26 protein-coding genes and 2 pseudogenes are annotated in these 22,540 nt (G+C 35.7%); 19 read left to right on the forward strand and 9 right to left on the reverse strand.

Annotated features, from left to right (window positions below):
* Nucleotides 1-174 precede the first annotated feature (174 nt).
* On the forward strand, nucleotides 175-2,022 hold the full coding sequence (locus tag BkAM31D_RS04040) for an LTA synthase family protein (protein ID WP_066155923.1): 1,848 nt from the start codon (nucleotides 175-177) through the stop codon (nucleotides 2,020-2,022).
* A gap of 107 nt (nucleotides 2,023-2,129) precedes the next feature.
* On the opposite strand, the gene BkAM31D_RS04045 is transcribed toward BkAM31D_RS04040, so the two are convergent.
* A complete protein-coding gene (locus BkAM31D_RS04045; protein WP_066155919.1) occupies nucleotides 2,130-2,312 on the reverse strand; it encodes a YhzD family protein in 183 nt (60 codons plus the stop codon).
* A gap of 182 nt (nucleotides 2,313-2,494) precedes the next feature.
* Here BkAM31D_RS04045 and BkAM31D_RS04050 point away from each other — a divergent pair, with 182 nt between their 5' ends.
* The 6 genes from BkAM31D_RS04050 (at nucleotide 2,495) to BkAM31D_RS04075 (ending at nucleotide 7,604) form a co-directional block, all read left to right on the forward strand.
* Complete coding sequence (locus tag BkAM31D_RS04050; RefSeq protein WP_066155916.1) at nucleotides 2,495-2,767, forward strand: M14 family metallopeptidase; 273 nt, start codon at nucleotides 2,495-2,497, stop codon at nucleotides 2,765-2,767.
* 66 nt (nucleotides 2,768-2,833) lie between these two features.
* Nucleotides 2,834-3,562 (forward strand): membrane protein insertase YidC, encoded by a 729-nt coding sequence (yidC, locus tag BkAM31D_RS04055; protein ID WP_157076844.1) that lies wholly within the window; start codon nucleotides 2,834-2,836, stop codon nucleotides 3,560-3,562.
* 366 nt (nucleotides 3,563-3,928) lie between these two features.
* The gene (locus BkAM31D_RS04060; RefSeq protein WP_066155911.1) at nucleotides 3,929-4,612 is read left to right on the forward strand and encodes a response regulator transcription factor; all 684 of its coding nucleotides are present in this window, start codon (nucleotides 3,929-3,931) and stop codon (nucleotides 4,610-4,612) included.
* The gene (locus tag BkAM31D_RS04065; RefSeq protein ID WP_066155909.1) at nucleotides 4,609-5,976 is read left to right on the forward strand and encodes a sensor histidine kinase; all 1,368 of its coding nucleotides are present in this window, start codon (nucleotides 4,609-4,611) and stop codon (nucleotides 5,974-5,976) included. Before BkAM31D_RS04060 ends, BkAM31D_RS04065 begins: the two co-directional genes overlap by 4 nt.
* A gap of 171 nt (nucleotides 5,977-6,147) precedes the next feature.
* Nucleotides 6,148-7,107, forward strand: a complete 960-nt coding sequence (gene yhaM / locus BkAM31D_RS04070) for a 3'-5' exoribonuclease YhaM (RefSeq protein ID WP_066155906.1) — start codon at nucleotides 6,148-6,150, stop codon at nucleotides 7,105-7,107.
* A 218-nt stretch (nucleotides 7,108-7,325) separates the two neighbouring features.
* Nucleotides 7,326-7,604: a sporulation YhaL family protein gene (locus tag BkAM31D_RS04075; protein WP_084372261.1), complete on the forward strand. Its 279-nt coding sequence runs from the start codon at nucleotides 7,326-7,328 to the stop codon at nucleotides 7,602-7,604.
* Nucleotides 7,605-7,689: 85 nt separating this feature from the next.
* On the opposite strand, the gene BkAM31D_RS04080 is transcribed toward BkAM31D_RS04075, so the two are convergent.
* The gene (locus BkAM31D_RS04080) at nucleotides 7,690-8,586 is read right to left on the reverse strand and encodes a peptidylprolyl isomerase (RefSeq protein ID WP_066155904.1); all 897 of its coding nucleotides are present in this window, start codon (nucleotides 8,584-8,586) and stop codon (nucleotides 7,690-7,692) included.
* Nucleotides 8,587-8,780: 194 nt separating this feature from the next.
* Between BkAM31D_RS04080 and BkAM31D_RS04085 the strand changes: the two genes are divergently transcribed.
* Complete coding sequence (locus BkAM31D_RS04085) at nucleotides 8,781-8,864, forward strand: YjcZ family sporulation protein (protein ID WP_084372259.1); 84 nt, start codon at nucleotides 8,781-8,783, stop codon at nucleotides 8,862-8,864.
* A 278-nt stretch (nucleotides 8,865-9,142) separates the two neighbouring features.
* Here BkAM31D_RS04085 and BkAM31D_RS04090 read toward each other — a convergent pair whose 3' ends face one another.
* Nucleotides 9,143-9,322, reverse strand: coding sequence for a hypothetical protein (locus BkAM31D_RS04090; RefSeq protein ID WP_066155901.1), 180 nt, complete (start codon nucleotides 9,320-9,322; stop codon nucleotides 9,143-9,145).
* A gap of 114 nt (nucleotides 9,323-9,436) precedes the next feature.
* Here BkAM31D_RS04090 and BkAM31D_RS04095 point away from each other — a divergent pair, with 114 nt between their 5' ends.
* On the forward strand, nucleotides 9,437-10,030 hold the full coding sequence (locus BkAM31D_RS04095) for a YpmS family protein (RefSeq protein WP_066155898.1): 594 nt from the start codon (nucleotides 9,437-9,439) through the stop codon (nucleotides 10,028-10,030).
* Between the two features lie 61 nt (nucleotides 10,031-10,091).
* Here BkAM31D_RS04095 and BkAM31D_RS04100 read toward each other — a convergent pair whose 3' ends face one another.
* From BkAM31D_RS04100 to BkAM31D_RS04110, 3 genes are all read right to left on the reverse strand, one after another.
* On the reverse strand, nucleotides 10,092-10,637 hold the full coding sequence (locus BkAM31D_RS04100; RefSeq protein WP_066155894.1) for a DUF3267 domain-containing protein: 546 nt from the start codon (nucleotides 10,635-10,637) through the stop codon (nucleotides 10,092-10,094).
* Nucleotides 10,638-10,787: 150 nt separating this feature from the next.
* Complete coding sequence (locus BkAM31D_RS04105; RefSeq protein WP_085449732.1) at nucleotides 10,788-11,378, reverse strand: HTH-type transcriptional regulator Hpr; 591 nt, start codon at nucleotides 11,376-11,378, stop codon at nucleotides 10,788-10,790.
* Between the two features lie 187 nt (nucleotides 11,379-11,565).
* Nucleotides 11,566-11,913, reverse strand: a complete 348-nt coding sequence (locus BkAM31D_RS04110; protein WP_066155888.1) for a YtxH domain-containing protein — start codon at nucleotides 11,911-11,913, stop codon at nucleotides 11,566-11,568.
* A gap of 75 nt (nucleotides 11,914-11,988) precedes the next feature.
* Here BkAM31D_RS04110 and BkAM31D_RS04115 point away from each other — a divergent pair, with 75 nt between their 5' ends.
* Nucleotides 11,989-12,180, forward strand: coding sequence for a hypothetical protein (locus tag BkAM31D_RS04115; protein WP_066155885.1), 192 nt, complete (start codon nucleotides 11,989-11,991; stop codon nucleotides 12,178-12,180).
* 29 nt (nucleotides 12,181-12,209) lie between these two features.
* Here BkAM31D_RS04115 and serC read toward each other — a convergent pair.
* Nucleotides 12,210-13,294, reverse strand: a pseudogene (serC, locus tag BkAM31D_RS04120) (3-phosphoserine/phosphohydroxythreonine transaminase).
* A 137-nt stretch (nucleotides 13,295-13,431) separates the two neighbouring features.
* A pseudogene (locus BkAM31D_RS04125) lies at nucleotides 13,432-13,868 on the reverse strand (HIT family protein).
* 279 nt (nucleotides 13,869-14,147) lie between these two features.
* Between BkAM31D_RS04125 and BkAM31D_RS04130 the strand changes: the two are divergent.
* The 3 genes from BkAM31D_RS04130 to BkAM31D_RS04140 all read left to right on the forward strand — a co-directional run bounded on the left by BkAM31D_RS04130 (nucleotide 14,148) and on the right by BkAM31D_RS04140 (nucleotide 17,053).
* Complete coding sequence (locus BkAM31D_RS04130) at nucleotides 14,148-14,894, forward strand: ABC transporter ATP-binding protein (RefSeq protein WP_066155877.1); 747 nt, start codon at nucleotides 14,148-14,150, stop codon at nucleotides 14,892-14,894.
* Nucleotides 14,891-16,102: an ABC transporter permease gene (locus BkAM31D_RS04135; RefSeq protein WP_066155874.1), complete on the forward strand. Its 1,212-nt coding sequence runs from the start codon at nucleotides 14,891-14,893 to the stop codon at nucleotides 16,100-16,102. The genes BkAM31D_RS04130 and BkAM31D_RS04135 overlap by 4 nt, the downstream gene beginning before the upstream one ends.
* Before the next feature lie 219 nt (nucleotides 16,103-16,321).
* A complete protein-coding gene (locus BkAM31D_RS04140; RefSeq protein WP_066155871.1) occupies nucleotides 16,322-17,053 on the forward strand; it encodes an EcsC family protein in 732 nt (243 codons plus the stop codon).
* 70 nt (nucleotides 17,054-17,123) lie between these two features.
* Here BkAM31D_RS04140 and BkAM31D_RS04145 read toward each other — a convergent pair whose 3' ends face one another.
* Nucleotides 17,124-17,840 (reverse strand): cytochrome c biogenesis CcdA family protein, encoded by a 717-nt coding sequence (locus BkAM31D_RS04145; protein ID WP_066155868.1) that lies wholly within the window; start codon nucleotides 17,838-17,840, stop codon nucleotides 17,124-17,126.
* 278 nt (nucleotides 17,841-18,118) lie between these two features.
* Here BkAM31D_RS04145 and BkAM31D_RS04150 point away from each other — a divergent pair, with 278 nt between their 5' ends.
* The 6 genes from BkAM31D_RS04150 to BkAM31D_RS04175 all read left to right on the forward strand — a co-directional run bounded on the left by BkAM31D_RS04150 (nucleotide 18,119) and on the right by BkAM31D_RS04175 (nucleotide 22,474).
* Nucleotides 18,119-18,538, forward strand: a complete 420-nt coding sequence (locus BkAM31D_RS04150) for a hypothetical protein (RefSeq protein ID WP_066155865.1) — start codon at nucleotides 18,119-18,121, stop codon at nucleotides 18,536-18,538.
* Nucleotides 18,519-19,088, forward strand: a complete 570-nt coding sequence (locus tag BkAM31D_RS04155; RefSeq protein ID WP_066155862.1) for a PspA/IM30 family protein — start codon at nucleotides 18,519-18,521, stop codon at nucleotides 19,086-19,088. Before BkAM31D_RS04150 ends, BkAM31D_RS04155 begins: the two co-directional genes overlap by 20 nt.
* 102 nt (nucleotides 19,089-19,190) lie before the next feature.
* Nucleotides 19,191-20,027 carry a DUF4097 family beta strand repeat-containing protein gene (locus BkAM31D_RS04160; RefSeq protein WP_066155860.1) on the forward strand — a complete coding sequence of 279 codons (837 nt, stop codon included), beginning with the start codon at nucleotides 19,191-19,193 and terminating at the stop codon, nucleotides 20,025-20,027.
* Between the two features lie 14 nt (nucleotides 20,028-20,041).
* Entirely contained in the window at nucleotides 20,042-20,800 is a 759-nt protein-coding gene (gene liaF / locus BkAM31D_RS04165) for a cell wall-active antibiotics response protein LiaF (RefSeq protein ID WP_066155857.1), read from the forward strand.
* Nucleotides 20,797-21,864, forward strand: a complete 1,068-nt coding sequence (locus BkAM31D_RS04170) for a sensor histidine kinase (RefSeq protein WP_066155854.1) — start codon at nucleotides 20,797-20,799, stop codon at nucleotides 21,862-21,864. Before liaF ends, BkAM31D_RS04170 begins: the two co-directional genes overlap by 4 nt.
* Nucleotides 21,842-22,474, forward strand: a complete 633-nt coding sequence (locus BkAM31D_RS04175) for a response regulator (protein WP_066155851.1) — start codon at nucleotides 21,842-21,844, stop codon at nucleotides 22,472-22,474. Before BkAM31D_RS04170 ends, BkAM31D_RS04175 begins: the two co-directional genes overlap by 23 nt.
* Nucleotides 22,475-22,540 lie beyond the last annotated feature (66 nt).

Genomic DNA, 22,540 nt, shown 5'->3' on the forward strand with positions numbered 1-22,540 from the left:
GATTTTTAAGTTGTCTTAAACGCAAGATTTTTATATAGATTGTGTTTTAAAGGCTTCACCTCACGAAAAGGTCAGTATGAAATTTTTCATTGACTTGCTAGAAGAAAGGTTTAAGATATTAGAAGGGAACATTTATAAATTGTAATTTTTTTGTAAATTGAGAGGGGAAGAAAGATGGCAGTCATTAAAGCTCAACTGGCTAAGCATAAATTCTTCTTGCTAGCAGTCTTGTTGTTAAGTGTCAAAACTTATCTTGTTTATAAAGTTGGATTTAATATTTCATCAGAAAATGTACTACAAGAGTTTTTGTTGTTCATTAATCCAATTAGTTCTGCAGTGTTTCTGATTGGTCTTAGTTTTTTCTTTACCGGTCTCAAGCGTAATGTGGTGATTGTAGTAACAAGTCTATTTGCCACGTTGGTGTTATATTTTAATTTACTCTACTTTCGCTTTTTCTCGGACTTTCTTACATGGCCCGTCTTATTTCAGACGAGTAATGCAAAAGATTTAACAGGAAGTATTACTGAGTTGATAAGGACTATCGATTTGTTGTTAATAATTGATCTTGTTATCCTCAGTTATTTAATCTTAAAGAAAATCGCACCGATCCAAGTGAAAGCAAAAAGAGAACCATTAATCGTTCTAGGTCTTTCATTTGTCATTTTTATCGTTAATTTAGGTATTGCACAAATTGAAAGACCACAATTATTGACCCGTTCTTTTGATAGAGAAATGCTTGTCAAAAATATTGGATTGTTAAATTATCATGTATATGATGGATATATCCAATCTCAATCAAGAGCGCAACGGGTGTTTGCAGATAGTTCGGATATGACTGAAATTCTTGATTATAGGAAAGAGAATTATAAGGAAGCTGATCAAGACTTATACGCAATTGCAGAAGGGAAAAATGTTATTGTCATTTCATTAGAATCTCTTCAAACATTTGTAATTAATGAAACTTTAGATGGAGAGGAAATTACTCCCTTTTTAAATAGCCTAATAAATGAAAGTTACTATTTTGATCATTTCTATCATCAAACAGCTCAAGGAAAAACGTCTGATTCTGAGTTTCTATTAGCTACTTCGTTATTCCCACGTGATAGTGGGTCTGTTTTCTTTACGCATGCTGGAAATGAGTATCATAGCTTACCAGAAATTTTAAACGAAGCGGGATACTACACATCTGTATTACATGCAAACAATAAGAGTTTTTGGAATAGAGATGTGATGTACGATTCATTTGGGTACGACCATTTCTTTGATATTGAATCTTATGAGGTAAATGAAGAGAATTCAGTTGGTTGGGGATTGAAAGATGTTGATTTCTTTAAGCAATCGATTGAACTATTAAAAAGCCAGCCTCAGCCTTTCTATTCTAAATTTATCACATTGACAAATCATTTCCCTTTTGAGTTAGGGGAGGAAGATAAATTTATTAATGAATTTAATTCCAATAGTAATACTTTAAATCGGTATTTTCCAACTGTGCGCTACATGGACCATGCTCTTGAGTTGTTCTTTGATGAATTAAAAGAAAATGGGTTATATGAAGATTCTATTTTTATTATGTATGGAGATCATTATGGAATTTCAGATTATCATAATCGCGCTATGAGCTTGTTTCTAAATAAAGATGAAATTACTGACTTTGATCAAATACAATTACAAAGAGTACCGATGTTTGTGCATATTCCTGGTCATTCTGATCATGAGTTAAAGCATACAGTAGCTGGCCAAATAGACCTGAAACCAACTATTATGCATTTACTCGGGTTGGAGACAAAAGACGATATACAGTTTGGCACAGATTTATTCTCGCCAGAGCGTGATTCGTTTGTTGTATTAAGAGATGGAAGTGTGATAACAGACGAATACGTCTTTACAAAAGGAAGCTGTTATCAAAAAGCTGATGGGGCAGAAGTGGACATAGAAGAGTGTGAATCTTTTAGAGAAAGAGGAGCACAAGATCTATATTTTTCTGATAAAGTCATTTATGGAGATCTCTTAAGGTTTTATTAATTTGATTGTTAGAGGCTGTACAAAGCATCATGCTTTGTACAGCCTCTTATCTATTTGCCCGTACCGTACAAAAGTAGTCAATAAGCATTCTCTAGAGGCTATAGCTTTTAGCGGTGAAAGAGTAGTAGCTTTCCTGAACGAGTCAATCGATGAGTAGTATCAATAAGTTGTTTTTCCGCTAGAATTGCTTCCCCTTTTTTCTTAGCCTGCTCGTCGCTTTCAGCTTCAAATCGTTCTTCATGAATGGTTTCACCATTATGCGAAAATACTGTTAAGTAATATTCATGCATATTGCATCACCTCTTTTACAGTGTAATTACTAATTAGCTTACTTTAAAGCGCTTACAATGACAAGAGTAGAATAATATAGAAAACAGTAAAATTTTCATTTCCTTGGATAAAATGTACAATTGGTAATGAGTGCATTTTATGTTATGATCTATTTACTAAAAGAGCAAAGGAGGTGGATGAGTTGATTGAGATCATTACGGATTTAACGTCATTATGGGTTAGTGTGGTTATGACAGTCTTACTTGTTGCTGCTATGACTAAGGCGAATATTCTTAGGTTTGAATGGGAACTTCATACTGGCTGGAAAAGAAAGTTTGTAGATGTTTCTGAGCAAGAGCCTGAAAACCCAATGCTCATCCATCTTAGTAGAATGAAATGTAAACCGAAAATTCCATCTACTAATGATCACAAAAATCAAGATGATGATGATGCTACTTCTATTGTTTTCATATAAAAATTGAAAACAATAGGGAGGAATTAGGAATTGAAAAAGCACTTTATTTTCTTGATTATTATTAGTATGACGTTGTTTCTAACAGCTTGCGGAACGGTGGAAAAGGTTCCAATTACGGCAGAAACAGAAGGAATTTGGAATCATTTTTTTGTATATCCAATGTCCTGGCTATTGATCAATGTGGCAGAGTTATTTAATGGTAGTTATGGATTATCAATTGTTGTTGTAACAATTGCGATTCGCTTATGTCTTCTGCCTTTAATGTTAAAGCAGCAGAAAAGTACTCGAGCAATGCAAACGTTAAAGCCTGAGATGGAGCGTCTTCAAGCAAAGTATAAAGAGAGTGTAAAAAAAGATCCGAAGAAACAACAAGAAATGCAAAAGGAACTTATGGCTCTGTATCAAAGTAACGGTGTTAATCCGTTGGCAGGGTGTTTGCCTATGTTTGTGCAATTACCGGTTTTAATGGCCTTTTATTTTGCAATAATGAGAACAGAGCAAATTGCTCTTCATACGTTTCTTTGGTTTGATTTAGGAAATCCAGACCCTCTTTATTTATTGCCTTTAGTTGCTGGATTGACGACGTTTTTGCAAGTTAAGATGACATCTTCGCAATTAAATGATCAAATGAAGCTCATTATTTATATAATGCCCGTGATGATTATTGTTGCTGGAATCACTTTGCCAGCAGCTTTATCGTTATATTGGGTTGTTGGAAATGTATTTATGATCATTCAAACATATTTTACCGTCACAAAGTTTGAACAAAGCTCAACAGAAATTAGTAAATCATAATCAGCAATTGCTAATGGGTTGGGTAAGTTCAAAAAGCTTCATCAGAGATTTGAGGATTGAGAGAAGGAACTTACTTCTTAAGGCTTCTAAAAAGATGTAGAGACTTCACTAATTGCTTCGAGGGCATCTCAAAAGGTCAAAAAATAGACCTTTTGAGATGCTCTCTCTTTTTTCGACATTTTTACCCGGGAAATACAAAAATTCAAAAGAAATTATATAAATGTTGTTGATTGAATATGAGAAACCATGTAAATATACTCGATAGTTGTGATAGTTAAGGGTTATAACTCGTGTCAGAGGTTAAAATAAGATACAATATGCGTAAATAGTTAAAAAATTGAGGTTCTTTATAAGGAGGAAAGAGGTATGAATGAATATCTCGTTTATCTCGTTGAAGATGAAGAAAATCTTTCTGAGGTTCTGAAAGCATACTTAGAAAAAGAAGGTTGGAAAGTTCGTGTTTTTAATGATGGAGACTTAGCTAGAGAGGCAATAAGTGATAAGCCTCACCTTTGGATTCTTGATATCATGCTTCCTGGAACAGATGGATATCAGTTATTAAAAGGGATAAAAGAACAAGAAGATACACCAGTTATCTTTATCTCTGCAAGAGATCAGGATTTAGATAGAGTACTTGGTTTGGAAATGGGAAGTGATGATTATCTAGCTAAGCCGTTCCTGCCACAAGAGTTAATTATTAGAGCAAAGAAACTATTAACCCGTGTTTATGGAACAACTTCTCAGGAACAGAAGAAAATTGAATTAAACCAATATACAATTGATCCAGTAGGTCGAACGGTTGTTGATGAAGAGGCTGAAGACGATTCATTAGTTGATTTAACAACAAAGGAAATGGACTTGATACTCCTCTTAACAGGTGATATTGGAAAAGCCTTCTCAAGAGAGAAGATCATTGAACATGTTTGGGGAGAGAATTATTTTGGTTCTGAGCGAGCGGTTGATGATGTGGTTCGTCGTGTTCGGAAGAAAATGCCTCGTATTCATTTAGAGACTTTATATGGATATGGATATAGGATTCTATCTTCATGATTAATGTGAATTTAACGCAGCGAATATGGCTTGCGTTTATTTCAATTATTGTCTTAGTTGGTCTTTCAATCATCATTATTTATCCGATTTCTATAAAAGGCACTTTAACAGAAGAAACATATCGAATTATAGAAACAGAACAAATTCGTATTGCGTATCCTTTATGGGATTTAATTAACCCTAGGAGTGAAAGTGAGTTTACTGATAGAGAGGCGGGTTCTGTAGGACATTTCTTTATATATGAGTCTCCACGAATTCCACCAGAGGGCAATCCCCCTCCTAAGGAAGTATTACAGGAAATGGCACAGAATGCGTATAAACAAGAAGGTTCAAGAGGCCGTTATGAAATTCAATATGGTGGGGCAACTGTTTTTTATGTAATAGCAAAAGCGCAAATTGATGAATACCCTGCATTCCATATCTCATATATGTGGGATACATATCGAGATGAAATGGTGAACCGTTTATGGGAAAGGTTATTGTATATACTTCTATTAACAAGTGCTTTGAGTTTATTACCAGCAATGTGGTTAAAGCACTATTTGAGACAACCGCTTATTGTACTTGGAAATCACTTAGAGCAAATTGCAAACCGCGAATGGAAAGAACCTCTTAAGTGGCAAGGGGATGAGGATTTTCAAAGGTTATCCGATCAATTTGAGAGGATGCGTCAAAACTTAAATTTATATGATCGTGCACAAAAAACGTTTATTCAACATGCATCCCATGAATTAAAGACACCTATCATGGTCATTAAAAGCTATGCTCATTCAGTGAAAGATGGCATTTTGCCTAAAGAGAATATGGAACAGACAATGGATGTTATTATTGAAGAAGCGAACCGAATGGAACGAAGAGTAATTGATATGCTTTATTATACGAAGCTAGATTCTTTAAAAGAAGAAACTCCTAAACATGAGGAAATTATGTTTGGGCAGATTGCTTTTAAAATAGAAGAAAGGTTTCGAGTTCAGCGGGAAGATGTAAAAATCTTAGTTGATGGAGCAAATACACATATTTCGTGTGATCCTGAACAATTTGAAGTTCTTCTGGAAAACTTAGTTGAGAATGCATTGCGATATGCGAGAGATCGAATTTGGATGTCTGCAAGTGCAACTGATGATGGTGCAGTTATTACTGTTGAAAACAATGGTGATGAGATTCAAGACAAAGACCTTCCACAATTATTTAATCCATTTTATAAAGGAAATAAAGGCAAGTTTGGCTTAGGTCTTGCTATAGTAAAAAGAATTGCTGAATTACATGGTGGAAGCCCAAAGGTTGAAAATACTGATGTTGGTGTTAAATTTACAATCAATTTTCCAAACAAAAAGCAAGGCAATAAACCGAGGAAAAAAAGATAAGATAGAGGTTGTCTAGCGGTCCCAAAGGGCACTTAGGCAGCCTCTTCTTCTATTCGATGTTATGAAACATTTATCTTATGCTATACTTGTAAGAGGTTGTTATTAGTGGATATCACCTCTTTTTACAACCTTACATTAACAATGAATCTAGTAAGTTGAGGTGACAATAAAATGAGCAAAGGAATTAAGTTCCAACAAGTTGGAGACCGTGTCGAAACTTATTATTTGATTAAATCAGCAACAAAAGCAATTGCTAGTAATGGTAAGCCATTTTTAACATTGATTTTAAGTGACCATACGGGAGATATAGAGGCAAAGCTCTGGGGCTGCTCACCAGATGATGAAACGACATTTACAAGTCAAGTAATTGTGTTTATTAATGGTGAAGTTAGTGATTATAGAGGCAGATTACAACTTAAGATTAGCAGTATTCGCCCGACGACAGCAATGGATCAAGTTAAGGTAGCTGATTTTATTCGATCTGCTCCTATTTCGCCATCCGATATGTTAGAAGAGATTACACAATATATCTTTGATATGAAAAATCCCAACATACAGCGGATAACTCGTCATTTATTAAAAAAACATCAGGAGGCTTTTTTAGAATCACCTGCTGCAACGAAAAACCATCATGAATTTGTTTCAGGACTTGCTTATCATGTGGTATGTATGCTTAAAGTTGCAAAAAGTTTAGCAAACTTATATCCAACGCTAGATACGGACTTGCTTTATTCCGGAGTGATTCTTCACGATCTAGGGAAGGTAAGAGAACTTTCTGGTCCAATTGATACTGCGTATACGTTGGAAGGAAAGCTACTTGGGCATATTTCAATTATGGTGACTGAGATTGCAGAGGCAGCAAAGGAATTAGCAATAGAGGGTGAAGAAATTCTAATGTTGCAACACCTAATCTTAAGTCATCATGGCAAAGGTGAGTGGGGAAGTCCAAAAGTTCCTGTCATTCGAGAAGCTGAAGTGTTACACATGATTGATAATATTGATGCAAAAATGAATATGATGGATCGTGCTTTAGAACGGGTACAGCCTGGTGAATTTTCTGAAAGAGTCATGGCGATGGACCACAGAAGTTTTTACAAGCCAAGCTTTCATGAACCGCCATTAGATTACTAGAGGCAGTAAATTGATTGTGAAAGCAACCAGAAGAACAATTGTTGAATGCGTAATTTACTCTTCTTAAGAGATGAGCGCTTATAAAAGCCATAATGGAGTGAACAATGCATAGAGTCAGGAAAAAAAGTTGAAGTTTAGCCTTTTTTTCCTGGCTCTTGTTCTATTTTTAGGTGCTTGTACATATGTATAGAGTAAAGTTTAAGCATGGAGGGGTAATAATGAAATCAAGTCAATCTCGTAAACGTTTAGCCTTTTTTCTACTAGCCGTCCTTGCCATTGGATTTGTGTTAACTCAAACTACCGTAGGGAGTTTCTTATTATCTAGTCCTTGGTGGGTGTATTTTGTTGTAGCCGGAATCATTTTTAGTGGGTATTTATCAGTGAAGTATGCACTTGAAGATAAGCGTACAGAGCAAGAATGGATTGAGAGCGAAGGGCAAGTGTATATGGAAAGAATCGCAGAGGAGCGGGAGAAACGAAATCTACATCGTGGATAAATGACAAAGAGGTTCGTTTCAAAATATTAGGGGCGCCACAAAGGTCAATAAATGACTTTTGTGGCGCCCCTTTAAAAGCTTTGGTTTATTCAGTTTCAGTTGAGAACAAGTCAGCAAAACGACTGTCCTTAACTTCAATATTAGCTTGTTCAAATAATTCGTTCATTACAGCTTCTGTTGATTTTGATTGTTGAGCAATCAGAGCTTGTTCAATTTCCTCTTCAAAATCTTCATAAGAATCTTTACGATCCGTCAGTTGGATAATGTGATAACCAAAATCAGACTCTACAGGATCACTGATTTCCCCAATTTCTAATGCGAATGCAGCTTTTTCAAAAGGCTCGACCATTTGTCCTTTTCCAAAAAAGTCAAGATCGCCACCACGTGCAGCAGAGCCATCTGTGGAATATTCTTGTGCTAAATCAGCAAAATCTTCTCCTGCTTCTAACTTATCTAAAACTTCTAAAGCAGTTTTTTCATCTTCCACCAATATATGACTAGCGCGTATTTGTTCGTCATATAATGCTTCGTTTTCTTCATAATAAGCCAGCTTTTCTTCTTCCGTAACTTCAACATCTTCTGTTGCTAACTTTTGTAGTACTAAATGCGGGCGTAGGTTTTCTTCAATAAACTCATCAACTGTCTCGAATGGTAAATTAAATTGCATTTGTAGCATATTTAATAACTCATCATTGTCTTGAACGCCTAATTCCGAGCGTAACGTACTTAGTTCTTCTTCTACCTCTTCATCTGTAACGCCAACCGTTTCAATTGCTTGATCTAACACGATCTCCTGTACAAGAAGTTGAAGAGTTTGTTCGCCATAGTGTTCTTTTAATGTTTCAACAAATTCTGCTTCAGTTATTTCCTCTCCTGCAACAATAGCTACAGTAGAACCGTTTGCCGTTGTGTCATCGTTGTTGCATGCTGCAAGCAATGTTATACAGGCAAGGCCTGCTGCAGCAAAAATCTTTTTGTTCATCGTATTCACTCCTCAGTATCATGCTCATTTTAGAGCCCGTATCATTCATAGAGATAACTATACCATATATTTGTTTTAGAGAGAAAGATAATCAAAGCTTTGTATATGGAAAATGAATAATTTATGTATTTGCCCAGTACGAAATAGAGATAAGTGCATAGAATATCGTAACAAAGCAATGAGGAGGTGTTAGTATGACTCATGTACACCACGGTGGATTTGCGTTAATTGTCGTGCTGTTTATCTTATTAATTATTGTAGGTGCAGCTTGGTTATAAAACCGTGAATCAACATCTCTTTTTCGGTAGTTTCAGAATAGAAAGGATAAAATGGCACCAAGAACGTGACGCTTATCCTTTTACTTGTGTAATACGAAAAGGAAGAGTGAGGAATATACGTCTCTCGCTCTTCCTTTGAATCGTTTTTTTCAAGTATTGTTCTTAGGGATAACATGAAGGGTTTTAAATATAAATTAGCCAGATGGACAAATGAATTTGTCCATCTGGCTAATTTACATTAAAAAACGGTCAATAACAAAAAAAGTTTAGAAAACAGCCTATGTAAATAAGATTTTTACATAAGTAGAAGTTAATAATATGGTCATTAAGATATTTATTGTACGAAAAAGCTTAGGTTGTTTTTCAACAGGGATTTCACGCTTTAAACATAAAGCATCTGTCATTGAGTTGATCATAAATAAGATAAATAATGCAAATAAAATAATAAAGAAGAGCATGTGGTTGCCTCCTGACAAGCAATGATAATTAAACTTTATCAAAACTTTTGAAAAAAAGATAGGTAAATGCTTAAATTAATTTAGGTATATTTACTTGAGGAAAGGTGTGAAGGAATGAAAGACCAAAATTTCGTTGGTTGGAAGGTGGCTTTTTTTTCTTTATTAAGCGTTATTCTGTTGCTAGTATTCATTACATTCCTTCTTTTCCAAAGAAATTTTCCTGAAGTATCGGAAGAACACTTTAACCAACAAGCACCAGGAACCGAAGACGCTATTTTTCTTATCCGAACTGATAAAGCAAAGTTAAATGCACTTATTCAGAAATATATCGAACAGGAGGACCCAGATCACCCTTATATAGTTGAAATACTAGTAGATAAAGTACAAATGAGGTCATTTGTAAAAGTATTAGGGAGGCATGTTCCCGTAACGATTAATTTTGCTCCAGAGGTTGTAAATACAGGAGATTTACTTCTAAAGGTCGAGACGTTTTCTTTAGGAAACCTTCATTTGCCAGTAGAACAAGTCCTTCAATTTCTAAGTGGTTGGATTGAACTCGCTGATTGGATTGTAACGTACCCTAAACAAAAATTAGTTGAAGTAAAGCTTAGTGAAATTACTGTAAATGAACATAATACGATACAATTTAGATTTACTATTTTTGATTTAGAACAAGATATTATTGAACTAGAAATGGCTTTTTCGTGACTTAAGAAACGATAAGAAAATGGGAGTGACATTGTCACTCCCGTGAAACGATGACATACACTTACATAGCTTGTTGTTTAATAAGAATGTGAAAGCCTTCATCATGGTCTTCGACGAAGCTTTTCTTTGGAGCTTTTATCAAATAGGAAGCATAGATCACGTCGTAAAAAGCAATTCCAAAATGAATAGAGCTTAAAATTGAAATAAGAGCTAAATACATTGGAAAGACAGTTATAGCTAATGCTCCGATCGAAGTCATAATAAATATTGGAGTGAGTAAAGCCAATAAGTATAAATTACGTGGCAAAGGCTTAGTTGTCTTAATAGATAAAATAGGGATTATATATAGCCAATGTACTTTTATAGTAGCCTTTTTACCACATAGCCATATAGGAAGTAAGTGAAGGCATTTATGAATATACACAATTGAAATTATACTCGTAATGAGAGCAAAAAAGCTAATATTTGTAAGTTCATTTGTAGGAATTACTGTACTAACAACTAAATAATAAAACAAAAATGATAAAAGCATTGTAGTTCCTGAATACATCATTAGGCGCAACGAACCGTAATCACGGGTTACACGTATAGTTTTCCAGCAGTTCATTGAAGTGCTGCACCTCCAATCTAAGTGATAAATTTACTCTCATTTTGAATAAAAATCAATAGAATCGACAAAAATAAAATGATTTCGACAATATCAATTTTTTCATACAGCAATTGAGATTTAAAGAATAGAAAAAAGAAGCCTAAATAATTAGGCTCCTTCTGTCGAGTAGCTCTTTTGGGCTTCCTCATTAAGCTTCGTTAAACGACCATTTACGTCGTTAAATTCATCATTAAACTTTTCTAGTGATTGTTCAAAAATATCAATAAAATCTGGTCCGTAAATATGTCTCAGTATACTAGTTATTTCTGACAATTCCGGGAATTTACCATAAAGGTCACGTATAGGTAAAGCACCTTCAAAAACTCCGTATGTGTCTGGCTGGTAAGCCTCTAGGGTTTTTAAAAATAAATCATGCCCGTCTTTTGTAAGACAAACATAAGTATTACGTTTGTCATTTTCTTTTTTAGAAAAATGAAGTAAGCCGCGTTCCTCTAATTTCTTTGAAAAGTTAAATGCTGTAGATACATGCATGACACCAAATTTGGCAATGTCAGATATAGATGCACCATCTAAATGATAGGAAATCCAAAGAATATGGTGTTCATTAATATTAAGGTCGAATGGCTTAATCCATGTTTGCCAATCTTTTTCTACAGATTTCCATAGAGCCTTACTCAACTGAGCTACCTTATGGCTAAACATAACAGATTGTTTCAATGAGCTTGGTAGTTGATCCATCTCTCTCCCCCTAGTTTTTCCATTTATTCACATCTCTCTCTATTTGGTGAACAATAATACTATTTCTGAATATTTTTTCTTCCCTATATTATGACAACAAATCGATAAAAAGAAAAGAGAAAAATTAGTTTATTAAAAACTTTTTGAAAATTAAGTAAGCGTATGAAGAAAGAAGATAAGCCTAAAATTAGGTTATCTTCTTCGTTTGATCAACAGATCTTTGCAATGCATCTATATCTTCTTTTAGTTGGATCAGCGTAGGTTCTATATCTTGTCTATAATCTTCAATGGTCTCTTTAATTTCTTCTCCTACTTTTGAAAAGGTTTCTTTACTTTCATTCACAGTTTGTTTAACTTGCAAGGAAGCATGTTTCGTATCGGTTGTTAGTTGATTAAGATTGCTTCGAAACTTGAGCATACCTGTTTTGCAGTTTTCTCTAAGCTCCTCACCAGACTTGGGTGTTGTTAGTAATGTTAATGCACCAAATATAGCAGAGCCCGCTACAATACCAGAAAATAACGCTTTTGCATTCATTTTATCAACTGCCTTTCATTATTGTTCTATTACCTCCTAAACTAACATATATATAGCGGATAAGGAGGGGGACTAATGGAGGCACTAATCCTGTTGTTAATCTCTGTATGCTTATTATCCTTGTACGGTCTTGTTTATGTTAGCTTTCGGTTGGTTGGCAATTCTAAAAATACAGTAGAAAAGAAACAATTTCGAAATTCTCTCGTTGCCATGTTAGCTTTGTTTGTCGTTAGTGGTATCTCTGTTATTTTGTTAGTTACATCTTAATGTGGTTAGGAATCTAAGATCCTAACCTCTTACGAATGCTCTTTACGATAAGAGTCCATAAATTCACGAAGAGCTATACAAGCTTCCATTGGCACTGCATTGTAAGTTGAAGCACGGCATCCTCCAACAGAACGATGTCCATTTAACCCGACAAAGCCAAGTTCTTTCGCTTTTGTAAGAAAACGTTTATTTTGCTCTTCATTTGGTAAATTAAATGTGATGTTCATCAAAGAGCGGGCTTCTTTTTCTGCATGTCCTTTATAAAATCCTTCACTTTCATCAATTGCATCATAAATTAATTTTGCTTTTTCAATGTTCTGTTTTTCGATTTCTTTTACACCACCTTGTTGGTTAACCCAGCTCAATACTTCATTGAGCATATAAATCGCAAAAGTAGGTGGAGTGTGATAAAGCGAATTTGTTTCAGCGTGAGTTTGATAACGAAGCATAGTTGGAACGTGGTCAACATTTTCGTTAAGTAAATCGTCACGTATGATTGCTACAGTTACACCTGATGGACCTAAATTCTTCTGAGCCCCCGCATAGATCAATCCGAACTTGCTTATATCGATTGGACGAGAAAGGATATCGCTAGACATATCAGCAATAAGCGGTGCATGTGAGATGTCCGGGAACTCGGTCCATTGTGTTCCGAAGATCGTATTATTTGATGTAAGATGAACGTATGCATCATTATTATTTAATTGTATGTCTGATAATGTTGGAATTGATTTATATTGATTCTCTTTCGTTGAAGCTGCAATTTTTGTTTCCCCGATTAGTTTCGCTTCTTTTAATGCTTTTTCTGACCAAGCCCCAGTTAAAATATAATTAGCTACTTTGCCTTTTTTTAAAAATTGAAGAGGTAGCATTGAAAATTGTAAGCTAGCTCCACCTTGAAGAAATAATACTTGATAATTGTCAGGAATATTTAGCAATTGTTTCAGATGGTTTATTGCACTTTGATGAACCTCTTCATATTCTTTACTTCTGTGACTAAGTTCCATCACAGACATTCCTGTCCCTTGAAATTTAGTAATTCTGCTTGTGCTTTCTCTAATACCGCTTTAGGCAAAGCAGAGGGTCCAGCATTAAAATTATAAATATTATTCACTTTCTCTACACTCCTTTATCTCTTCACCACGTTAATAACTTATATTGTCATTATCGTACCATAACTCAAATCTGAATGGCTTATTTTTTTTGTGTTTTCTGAAATTTAGCATTTGTAAAGAAGGATGATTCAATGAATCATCCTTTTTTAATGAAGGTTGAAATCTCTTTAGCTATTTGCTGTAAGTCCTCACTTTTATATTCGGAACTATGATCTTTCCAAACCGCTCCAAACCCATCTCCATTTCCATAACGTGGAATGAGATGAACATGGTAATGGAAGACTGTTTGTCCAGCTACTTCGCCATTATTGTTAACGAGATTTAACCCTCAGCTTCATATGTTTGTTTAATTGCTGTTGCTAATTTAGGTACAACTGAAAAAATGTGCTTTGATGCCTCTTCAGGAAGGTCAAATACATTCGTGTGATGATCTTTAGGAATTACGAGTGTGTGGCCTTTTGTTACTTGACTGATATCTAGAAAAGCAAGTACATGATCATCTTCGTATACTTTTGAAGTAGGAATATCGCCTTTTATGATCTTACAGAACACGCAATTTGAATCAATTGTCATCAAAATCACCTTTCCCAATTATTAATATAGACTCACTATACATTAGCGAGTGATAGCATTCAAGTTACAAAAAGGGAGGTGAATACGATCTTCACAAATTTGCCGTAATTACCAAACTTTATAAAAGTAATAATGAAAAATAGCTATTAGGTTATCTGTAATAGCTAGATTAAGATGCAGAGAGTAGAAAAGTGTGTCGAAGGAAGCAAGCCTTTGTCAATACAGTAGAGATTAATTCCTTTTTTTTGATATTATAAGGACATAAAAGGAGTTGTTATTATGGATGCTGAAGTGTTAAAGATTAAAGAATTGACTGGCGGTTATCATCCAAAGAAGCCTGTATTACATAACATTAACTTTTCTGTAAGGAAAGAAGAGATTGTTGGACTCATTGGTTTGAATGGAGCTGGAAAAAGTACAACGATTAAACATATTCTTGGATTGTTACAATCTGAGAAAGGTTATGTAAGTATTAATGAAATGACGTATCAAGATAATCTAAATGAATATAGACGTTCATATGCTTACATCCCTGAAACGCCAATTCTGTATGATGAATTGACATTATGGGAGCATTTAGAATTAACTGCACTGGCATATGGGTTAGAGAAAGATCTTTTTGAGCAAAGGGCAAATAGACTTCTAGAAGAGTTTCGGATGCAAAAGATGAAAAAGTGGTATCCGAGCCACTTTTCAAAAGGGATGCGTCAAAAGGTTATGATTATGAGTGCATTTTTAATTGAACCACCTGTCTACATTGTGGATGAGCCCATTGTTGGTTTGGATCCAATTGGAATACAATCGTTCCTAACTTTCTTAAGTGACATGAGAAAGAAGGGAGCTGCCATTTTGATGTCAACGCATATATTAGCTACTGCTGAGCGTTATTGTGATCGATTTGTTATTCTACATCAAGGAAGAGTTGTCTTAGAGGGGACTCTTGAAGAAATGCGTCAAAAGACCAAACTTCCCAATGCGACACTGGATGATATATATATTGAGATGACAAAGGAAGAACTTGTATGAATGATGGCATGACTTTATGGAGAGAACGTGTGAATGCGTATTGGAATATGGCAATTCGTTATTTACGTTTAATAGGAAATAGCGGCTTTTTATTCACTGTTTATGTGTTAATTATAATTGGAAGTTATTATTATAGTGTGTTTTTAGATTGGCTTCCTCATTCTTTCCCAGCTGTTTGGGTGTTTGTCGCCGTATTTGCGCATCTTTTAACAAGAAGTGACGTTCGTACCTTTGTTAAGCCGGCAGATGTGGTATTTCTCTTGCCATATGAATCGAAACTAGGAACTTATTTTAAAGCTTCTAAATGGTATACGACTGTCCTTCAATGTGCGGTTATCTTGTTAGTTCTAGTCATTCTATCACCACTATTTTCACAATACTTAGCAAGTGAAGCAGGGAGTCTTTTCCTCATCTTTGTCTTTCTAACAGTGGCAAAGATATGGAATGTGTTCGCCAGTTGGGAGGAGCAAAGATTTCAAGGAGACAGTGAAAGGCACTCTCACTTTTTATTGCGAGGGATCGTGAATATTACATTTACGTTCTTCTTATTCTCAGGTTCACATAGTTTGTTTATTGTAGCGACTTTATTTATTATGCTTGGCCTTTGGTTTCTCTATTATAAAAGGTTATCAGAGCGTCTAACTATTAAGTGGGATCATCTTATTGAAGTCGAGCAAGCAATGCTTTTGTCATTTTATAGAGTTGCAAATGCCTTTACTGATGTTCCTCAACTGAAAAATAAAGTACGACCGAGGCATTATCTAAACTGGTTGATTAATGGGTTGACCGATTCTAATAAGTCTGTTTATCACTATTTATTTTCTAAATCTTTCATACGCTCGAATGATTATGGAGGCATTTATATTAGGTTGGTATTCATAGCAGCCATTGTGATAATTGCTCTGCCGAGTGGTTGGCTGCAACTCGTTGTGCTACTTTTGTTTTTGCACATGATGACGACACAATTATCTACCCTTTGGTACCATTATGATACAAATATGTGGGTTGACCTTTACCCCGTTGACATCGATATGAAAAAAAATGCCTTAAGCCAACTTACTTTTCGCTTACTTATTATCATGTCAGGAGTCCAAGTAGGAGTCCTTCTTGTTACATCAACCTGGCAGATCACAGCAACGGGTCTTGTCATTGCAATAGCATACGCCTACATCGGCAGTCAAAAACTTGTTCATAAAAGAAGAAAGTGAAAGAGTCGCAGCTTGCTGCGACGGCATCCGACCAAAGGGAGGATCAGGGTTTAGAAAGAGTCGCAGCTTGCTGCGACGGCATCCGACCAAAGGGAGGATCAGGGTTTAGAAAGAGTCGCAGCTTGCTGCGACGGCATCCGACCAAAGGGAGGATCAGGGTTTAGAAAGAGTCGCAGCTTGCTGCGACGGCATCCGACCAAAGGTCACGTGGAAGGAGCGATGTTCATGTATGAATCACAGGTTGCAGAAGAAGTCATAAGGTGGAAACGAAAGTTAGAGAAGCGACCTTCCCTAACTGGGCGTTACACAAAGGGATTACAAGCAAAAATGAATAAAATGATTCCTGAAAAGCTACATACGGTTGTAACTACTAGTATAAAAAATATGGTTCACGCAACATTAGTAGGTTCCGAATATACGACGAAAAAGCAACCTGAACTTGCATTAAGTTTAAAGGAGAGAGAAGAGAAAGTTTATAGTTTAATAAAATCTTATAAAAGAACAGCAGCACTCGAGGGAGCAGGAACAGGGGCTGGAGGAATACTATTAGGAATGGCTGATTTTCCTCTTTTACTGAGTATTAAAATGAAATTTCTTTTTGATACTGCTTCGGCTTATGGATACGATGTAGGTGATTACAGAGAGCGCTTATTTGTCCTTTACTTGTTCCAGCTTGCTTTTGCTAGAGAAGAAAAACGGCCAATGCTAATTGAGAAGTTGGAATGCTGGGAGGATGAAAAAGAAAGATTGCCGGATAAAGATCAATATTTGGCTGAGTTTGATTGGAAAACATTCCAGCTTGATTACCGTGATTATATTGATTTACCGAAGATGCTTCAACTTATACCAGGATTTGGTGCGTTTGTAGGGGCAGCGGCCAATTATCGCTTTCTAGATATTCTAGGAGAAACAGCCATGAACGGGTATCGAATGAGATGGTTATCTGAATAATGATCGTAAATAAGATAGAGAAAAGCGCAGTGGTAAGTCACATTCCACTGCGCTTTTTTTATGCGATAAATCAAATAGTAAATGGTACAAATCGTGCCAAATAGGCAGAAATGATTGCAAATTGTCCAGTGAATAGCAAAATCCCAAGTGCAACCATGATGGCTCCGCTAACTTTTTGAATCTTTGGTAGCCATCTGTTTAGTCTTCTAATTTTATCAAGTGAGCGTGACCAAAGGAGAGCCACTCCAATAAAAGGGAGTCCTAGACCGATAGAGTACACAAGGAGCATAAACATCCCAGCCCATAATGTTTCCTCCCTACTTGCCAAAAGTAAAATAGAAGATAAAACGAGCCCAATACAAGGTGACCATCCGGTTCCAAATAAAAAGCCTAAAAGAACTGAATTTGCAAAGCTCTTTGTTTTCTTAGGTTTTACTTGTAGTTTCTTTTCACTTAAAAGCATTCGTATTGAAATAATCCCCATCATTTGTAACCCGAAAACGGTAATAATGATTCCGCCAATTTGTTCAAATAGTTGTCTGTTGCTCCAAAATGCTTGACCAATAACTGTTGAAGATGCTCCAAGTAAAAGGAAAATGGATGTGAAACCCATTACGAAGCCGAGGCTTCGAGACAATATCAAACGACGGTCTGCGGTCACTTGGTTATCAACAACATTGCTTCCAGTCAACTGTGCTAAATAGGCGGGAAGCAGCGGAAAGACACATGGTGATAAAAAGGAAACAACCCCTGCTAAAAAGGCCAACCATATCGTAACTTCAGTCATACCTAACACATCCTTAATCGTGGTTCAATCAAAAGCATAAAATCGATTCTATACATTCTATTCTAGTCCACTCGTAAGTTATGAATCAAATGTAATTCATTTTCTCATTATAGCTAAATCAAAATATTTAAGCAGTCGATAATGGAAAAGTTCACGGAAAGGACAAAAGAATGAGATTCATATCCGTCTAGAGGAGGAGAAAAAAACATGCTTGAGGTCGTCTTCAAAGACAGTTCTATTCTTTACAATAAAGATAGTTCAAAAAGGAGGAAAAAAACATGAATAATATAGGAAAGTTCATTGGTGGAGTGTTACTTATGTTTATAGGTAGCAGCATACTTCTTGGAATGTTAGGAATTAACATTGGAGGGTTACTCGGCTTGGTCATTGGAGGGTGTTTTCTTTACTGGGGATACACGAAGTATCAGGAGAAAAGGAAATGGACATTCAGCAGTATTTTGTTATTTGGGCTAGCATTTGTTTTTTTACTAGGGGGCCTAGGTGGGGTTATTAGTATAGCCATAGGGGCTTTACTCTTATATTTTGGCTATAAATTACTAGTACAAAATGATAATGACAAGGAGAATACAGTAAATGTTGTTTCAACTAAGAAAAGTTCAACTTATGAAGTAATCGATGAAGAGTTTGATCGTTTAATAAAAGAAGGAGGCTATTTTAATGGTCATGACAAGAATTAGTAATTTGGTGAAAGCATATGTTTATGAGGGGTTAGAAAGATTAGAAGATCCAAGCATTATGGTTAAACAATATATTCGAGATGTAAAAGATAAGATGATACAACTAGAAGATAGCCTTCAGCAGAAAAGAAAGCATGAAACGGAATTAATCTACAAAGTAAGAACAGCTAAGGAACTTATTTCACGAAGAGAACAACAAGCAATGATGGCTGTTGAAAAGAATGATGATGAGCTAGCACGTAAAATTTTAGTGAGTAAAAAGGAAATTGGGGAGCAACTAGTTTGTAGTGAGCAGCATCTGAAGGAAAATAGAGAGGAAATAAAGGGGAAGGAAGAAGAGTTAGAACGTTTAAAAGTGAAGTATGAACAATTAAAGGAAAGAAGCCTAGAGTTAATTGTACGTGTTCAAGGTATAAAAACAGAACATCTAGAGGGTCACTCCATTAGAACAATGCATTCTGTAACAGATGAATTTGATGAAGAATTAAATGAACGAAAAAGATCAGATGAAATAGAAAATGAACTTCAGTTGCTAAAAACAAAAAAATAATAATAAGTAAGAAGGCAAGGGAATGTAAAATATAATTCATTCCCTTTTTCCTAGGTTTAAGTAAAATGGACTATGTAGACAAAAGGAATAGGAGGGGGATAAATGAAGAAGCTATTAGGGATTTTTTTAATTATTGTTGGTTTAGGCTTTTTAATTGTGACAATCACTTCATGGTTTACAGCTAGTAATACAGTAAATCAAGGAAAAGATTTTTCCCAGGAAGTTGGATCGATTGAAAAATTAGAATTAGCAAGTACGAGTACTGATTGGTATATAGAAACAACAAATAGTGATGAAATCGTTATTAAATTAATAAATGCAGATAACCAAATGGACATCCATTCATTGCAAAGAGGAAACACACTTAAGGTGGAAGTTAAAGAGAGGAAATTTAAATGGTTGTCTTTTAATTTTAAAGGTCAGACGAAAGCAGTTGTTCAACTTCCAGTAGAATATAAAAATCATCTAGCAATTAATGCAATATCAGGTAATATTGGAATAGAAAATGAAATGTTAGCACAAAGTTTAACACTTAAATCGGTATCTGGTGATATAAGAGCAGAGAAACTTGAGTCTTCTAAGGTAAATGCATCAACGACTTCAGGAGATTTAATGTTTGGCGAAATGGATGTCAGAGAAAGTCAGTTCAATACTGTTTCTGGGAACCTTTCTGTCTCGCAGCTAAAGGGGGAAATCGAAGGGGAATCAGTTTCTGGAAATATGACAATTGAATTTTCTGAAGAAAATCAGCGTACAAAACTAAAATCAGTCTCAGGCGATGTAACGGTAGCGCTTCAGACAGGAAATCCTGAGGTGAAAGTGAAGAGTGTTTCTGGAAAGTTGCTTGTGGCTCCTAATTTTACTGGGAAAATAAATGAAGGGTCCGTCGGAATTGAAATTGAAACCGTTTCAGGAGATATACAAATTACTCAAAAATAGAAAGGGGTGGGAGCATGAAGAAGCAAATGTTATTTGGAATCATTATTGTCATCATTGGCCTTAACCTGTTATTTAACGCGATAAATTTATCAATAGGCAACTTCATTGCTCCATTAATCTTTTTCATTTTAGGTTTGTATTTTTATAAGAGAAAGCATACGTTCATTAGCTTACTTTTCTTTATCATTAGTGTAAGTATCTTTTTTGATCATCTGTTAGGTGTGAACTTCATCTCTCTACTCATCGCCGTTGTAGCTCTATATTACGGAATTCGCTTAGTTCGCGCTCCTTCAAGTATAGAAAAAAGGCGTAATAGGAGAAGGAAGGAAAAAAGAGAAGAACATAAGGAGGAAGTAGTTGATGAAGTTGTCTCGGTAAAAGGAGAAGAGCAAGTTGTATACACACCAACGATGCGTCGTAGCTTCATCGGTGATATTCATTATATGGGAGAGTCTTACGAGTTGAATGATTTGACCATTTGGAATGGGATAGGTGATGTTCGAATTGATCTATCTAAGGCGATTATTCCAGAAGGAGAAACGGTTGTCATTGTTCAATGTATGATTGGTCAAATTGACTTTTTCGTGCCTGAAGATCTAGCTGTCACCATTCAAGCATCAACGATCGTCGGAGAGATTTATTTGTTTCATGAGAAACATGAAGGGATTAATCAACAACTCAGTATAGCTACTCGTCACTACAAACAATCGCCTAGACGTGTCAAACTTGTTTTATCAACTGTGATTGGAGAAGTGAAGGTGAGAGCAGTATGAAGAAACAAGTAGCGAGGTTGCAATGGCAATTTATTCGACATAGTTTAGTTGTCACCGGACTGATCTCTTTTTTTATTTTGTTCTTTATTACGTATGGAGATCATAGAGGGATATTGCTTGTGATTGATCGGAAATTATTAGATATTCCTATTTTAATTTGGATACTGAGTGCGGTTTTTATTACTGGAGTGATAAGTGGTTATATTCAAACTGTTCCAATAAGGAAAAAACTGGATCAACTCATGCATGGGACTTTGCGATATGAACGAGGGACTTTTTCACATCGTGTTGAAGTAGAAGGTGATGATGAGATTGCAGAACTAGCTAGGCGTTTAAATGGAATGGCGCAAAACATTGAAAAGCAAGTAGCTTCATTGCAACGTCTTTCAACTGAACGAGCAGAGATGCAAGAGACGATAAAGAAGGCTGCTGTATCTGAGGAAAGACAACGCTTAGCAAGGGATTTACATGACGCTGTTAGTCAACAATTATTTGCTATTTCAATGATGACTGCAGCAATTAAACAGAATATTCAAGGTGATGAAACGGAAAATCAAGTAATAATGGTTGAAAAGATGGCGAATACGGCTCAAGCAGAGATGAGGGCACTGCTGCTGCATTTAAGGCCAGCACATCTTGAAGGAAAGAGTTTAGAAGACGGGGTTACACATTTATTTGATGAATTAAAGCAAAAGTATAATATGGATATACATGTTCTTTTCCAAGAAAATCTGTCACTACCAAAGGGAATTGAAGATCAATTGTTTCGGATGATTCAAGAAGCAATTTCAAATGTCCTACGCCACTCAAAAGCTAACCAATTAGAATTTCAGATAAAAGAAACAAAACAAGATGTGAAGGTTAAGCTGATTGACAATGGAGTTGGATTTGACCCGAAAGGTATTCAGCAAAATTCTTACGGGTTACATACAATGAGAGAGAGAATAACGGAGATTGGGGGAACGTTACAAATTGTTTCAGTTCCTAACAAAGGTACGCAAATTGAAGCAACGATCCCAATAACGTGGAAGGGGAGAGAAAATGATTACTGTGCTTTTAATTGATGATCATGAAATGGTTAGGATGGGCTTATCTGCTTATCTCTCAACTCAGCCAGATATTAAAGTCGTCGGTCAGGCAAGTAATGGGCTAGAAGGTGTGAAAATGGCAAGTGAACTTAAGCCTGACATTATTTTAATGGATTTGGTAATGGAAAAAATGGACGGGATTGAAGCAACCTCAGCGATCATGAAAGAGCTACCTTCTACAAAAGTAATCGTGCTTACTAGTTTTATTGATGATGAGAAGGTTTACCCCGTCATTGAGGCAGGAGCCTTTAGTTACCTGCTAAAAACATCTATGGCAGTTGAAATTGCTGATGCAATACGAAGTGCTTCTGACGGCAAACCAGTTGTTGAGGCTAAGGTCACAAACAAAATGATGGACCTCGTACGAGGAAAGAAGCAAAAACAATTGCACGACGCATTAACACCTAGAGAAAGAGAAGTTCTTGAATTAATTGGCGAAGGAAAGAGTAACCAGGAAATTGCCAAAACTTTGTTTATCGGGGTTAAAACAGTAAAAACTCATGTAAGTCATATTTTACAAAAACTAGAACTTGAAGACAGGACGCAGATTGCTGTTTATGCACATCGTTACGGTTTAGTTAAATAAAAGAGTAGGGCTGCTCGAAGGTAGAGAAACTCCCTTGAGACAGCCTCTTTATATTGCAATTGAATC

Origin of the sequence: Halalkalibacter krulwichiae (genome assembly GCF_002109385.1) — a bacterium.
Classification (GTDB): Bacteria; Bacillota; Bacilli; order Bacillales; family Bacillaceae_D; genus Halalkalibacter; species Halalkalibacter krulwichiae.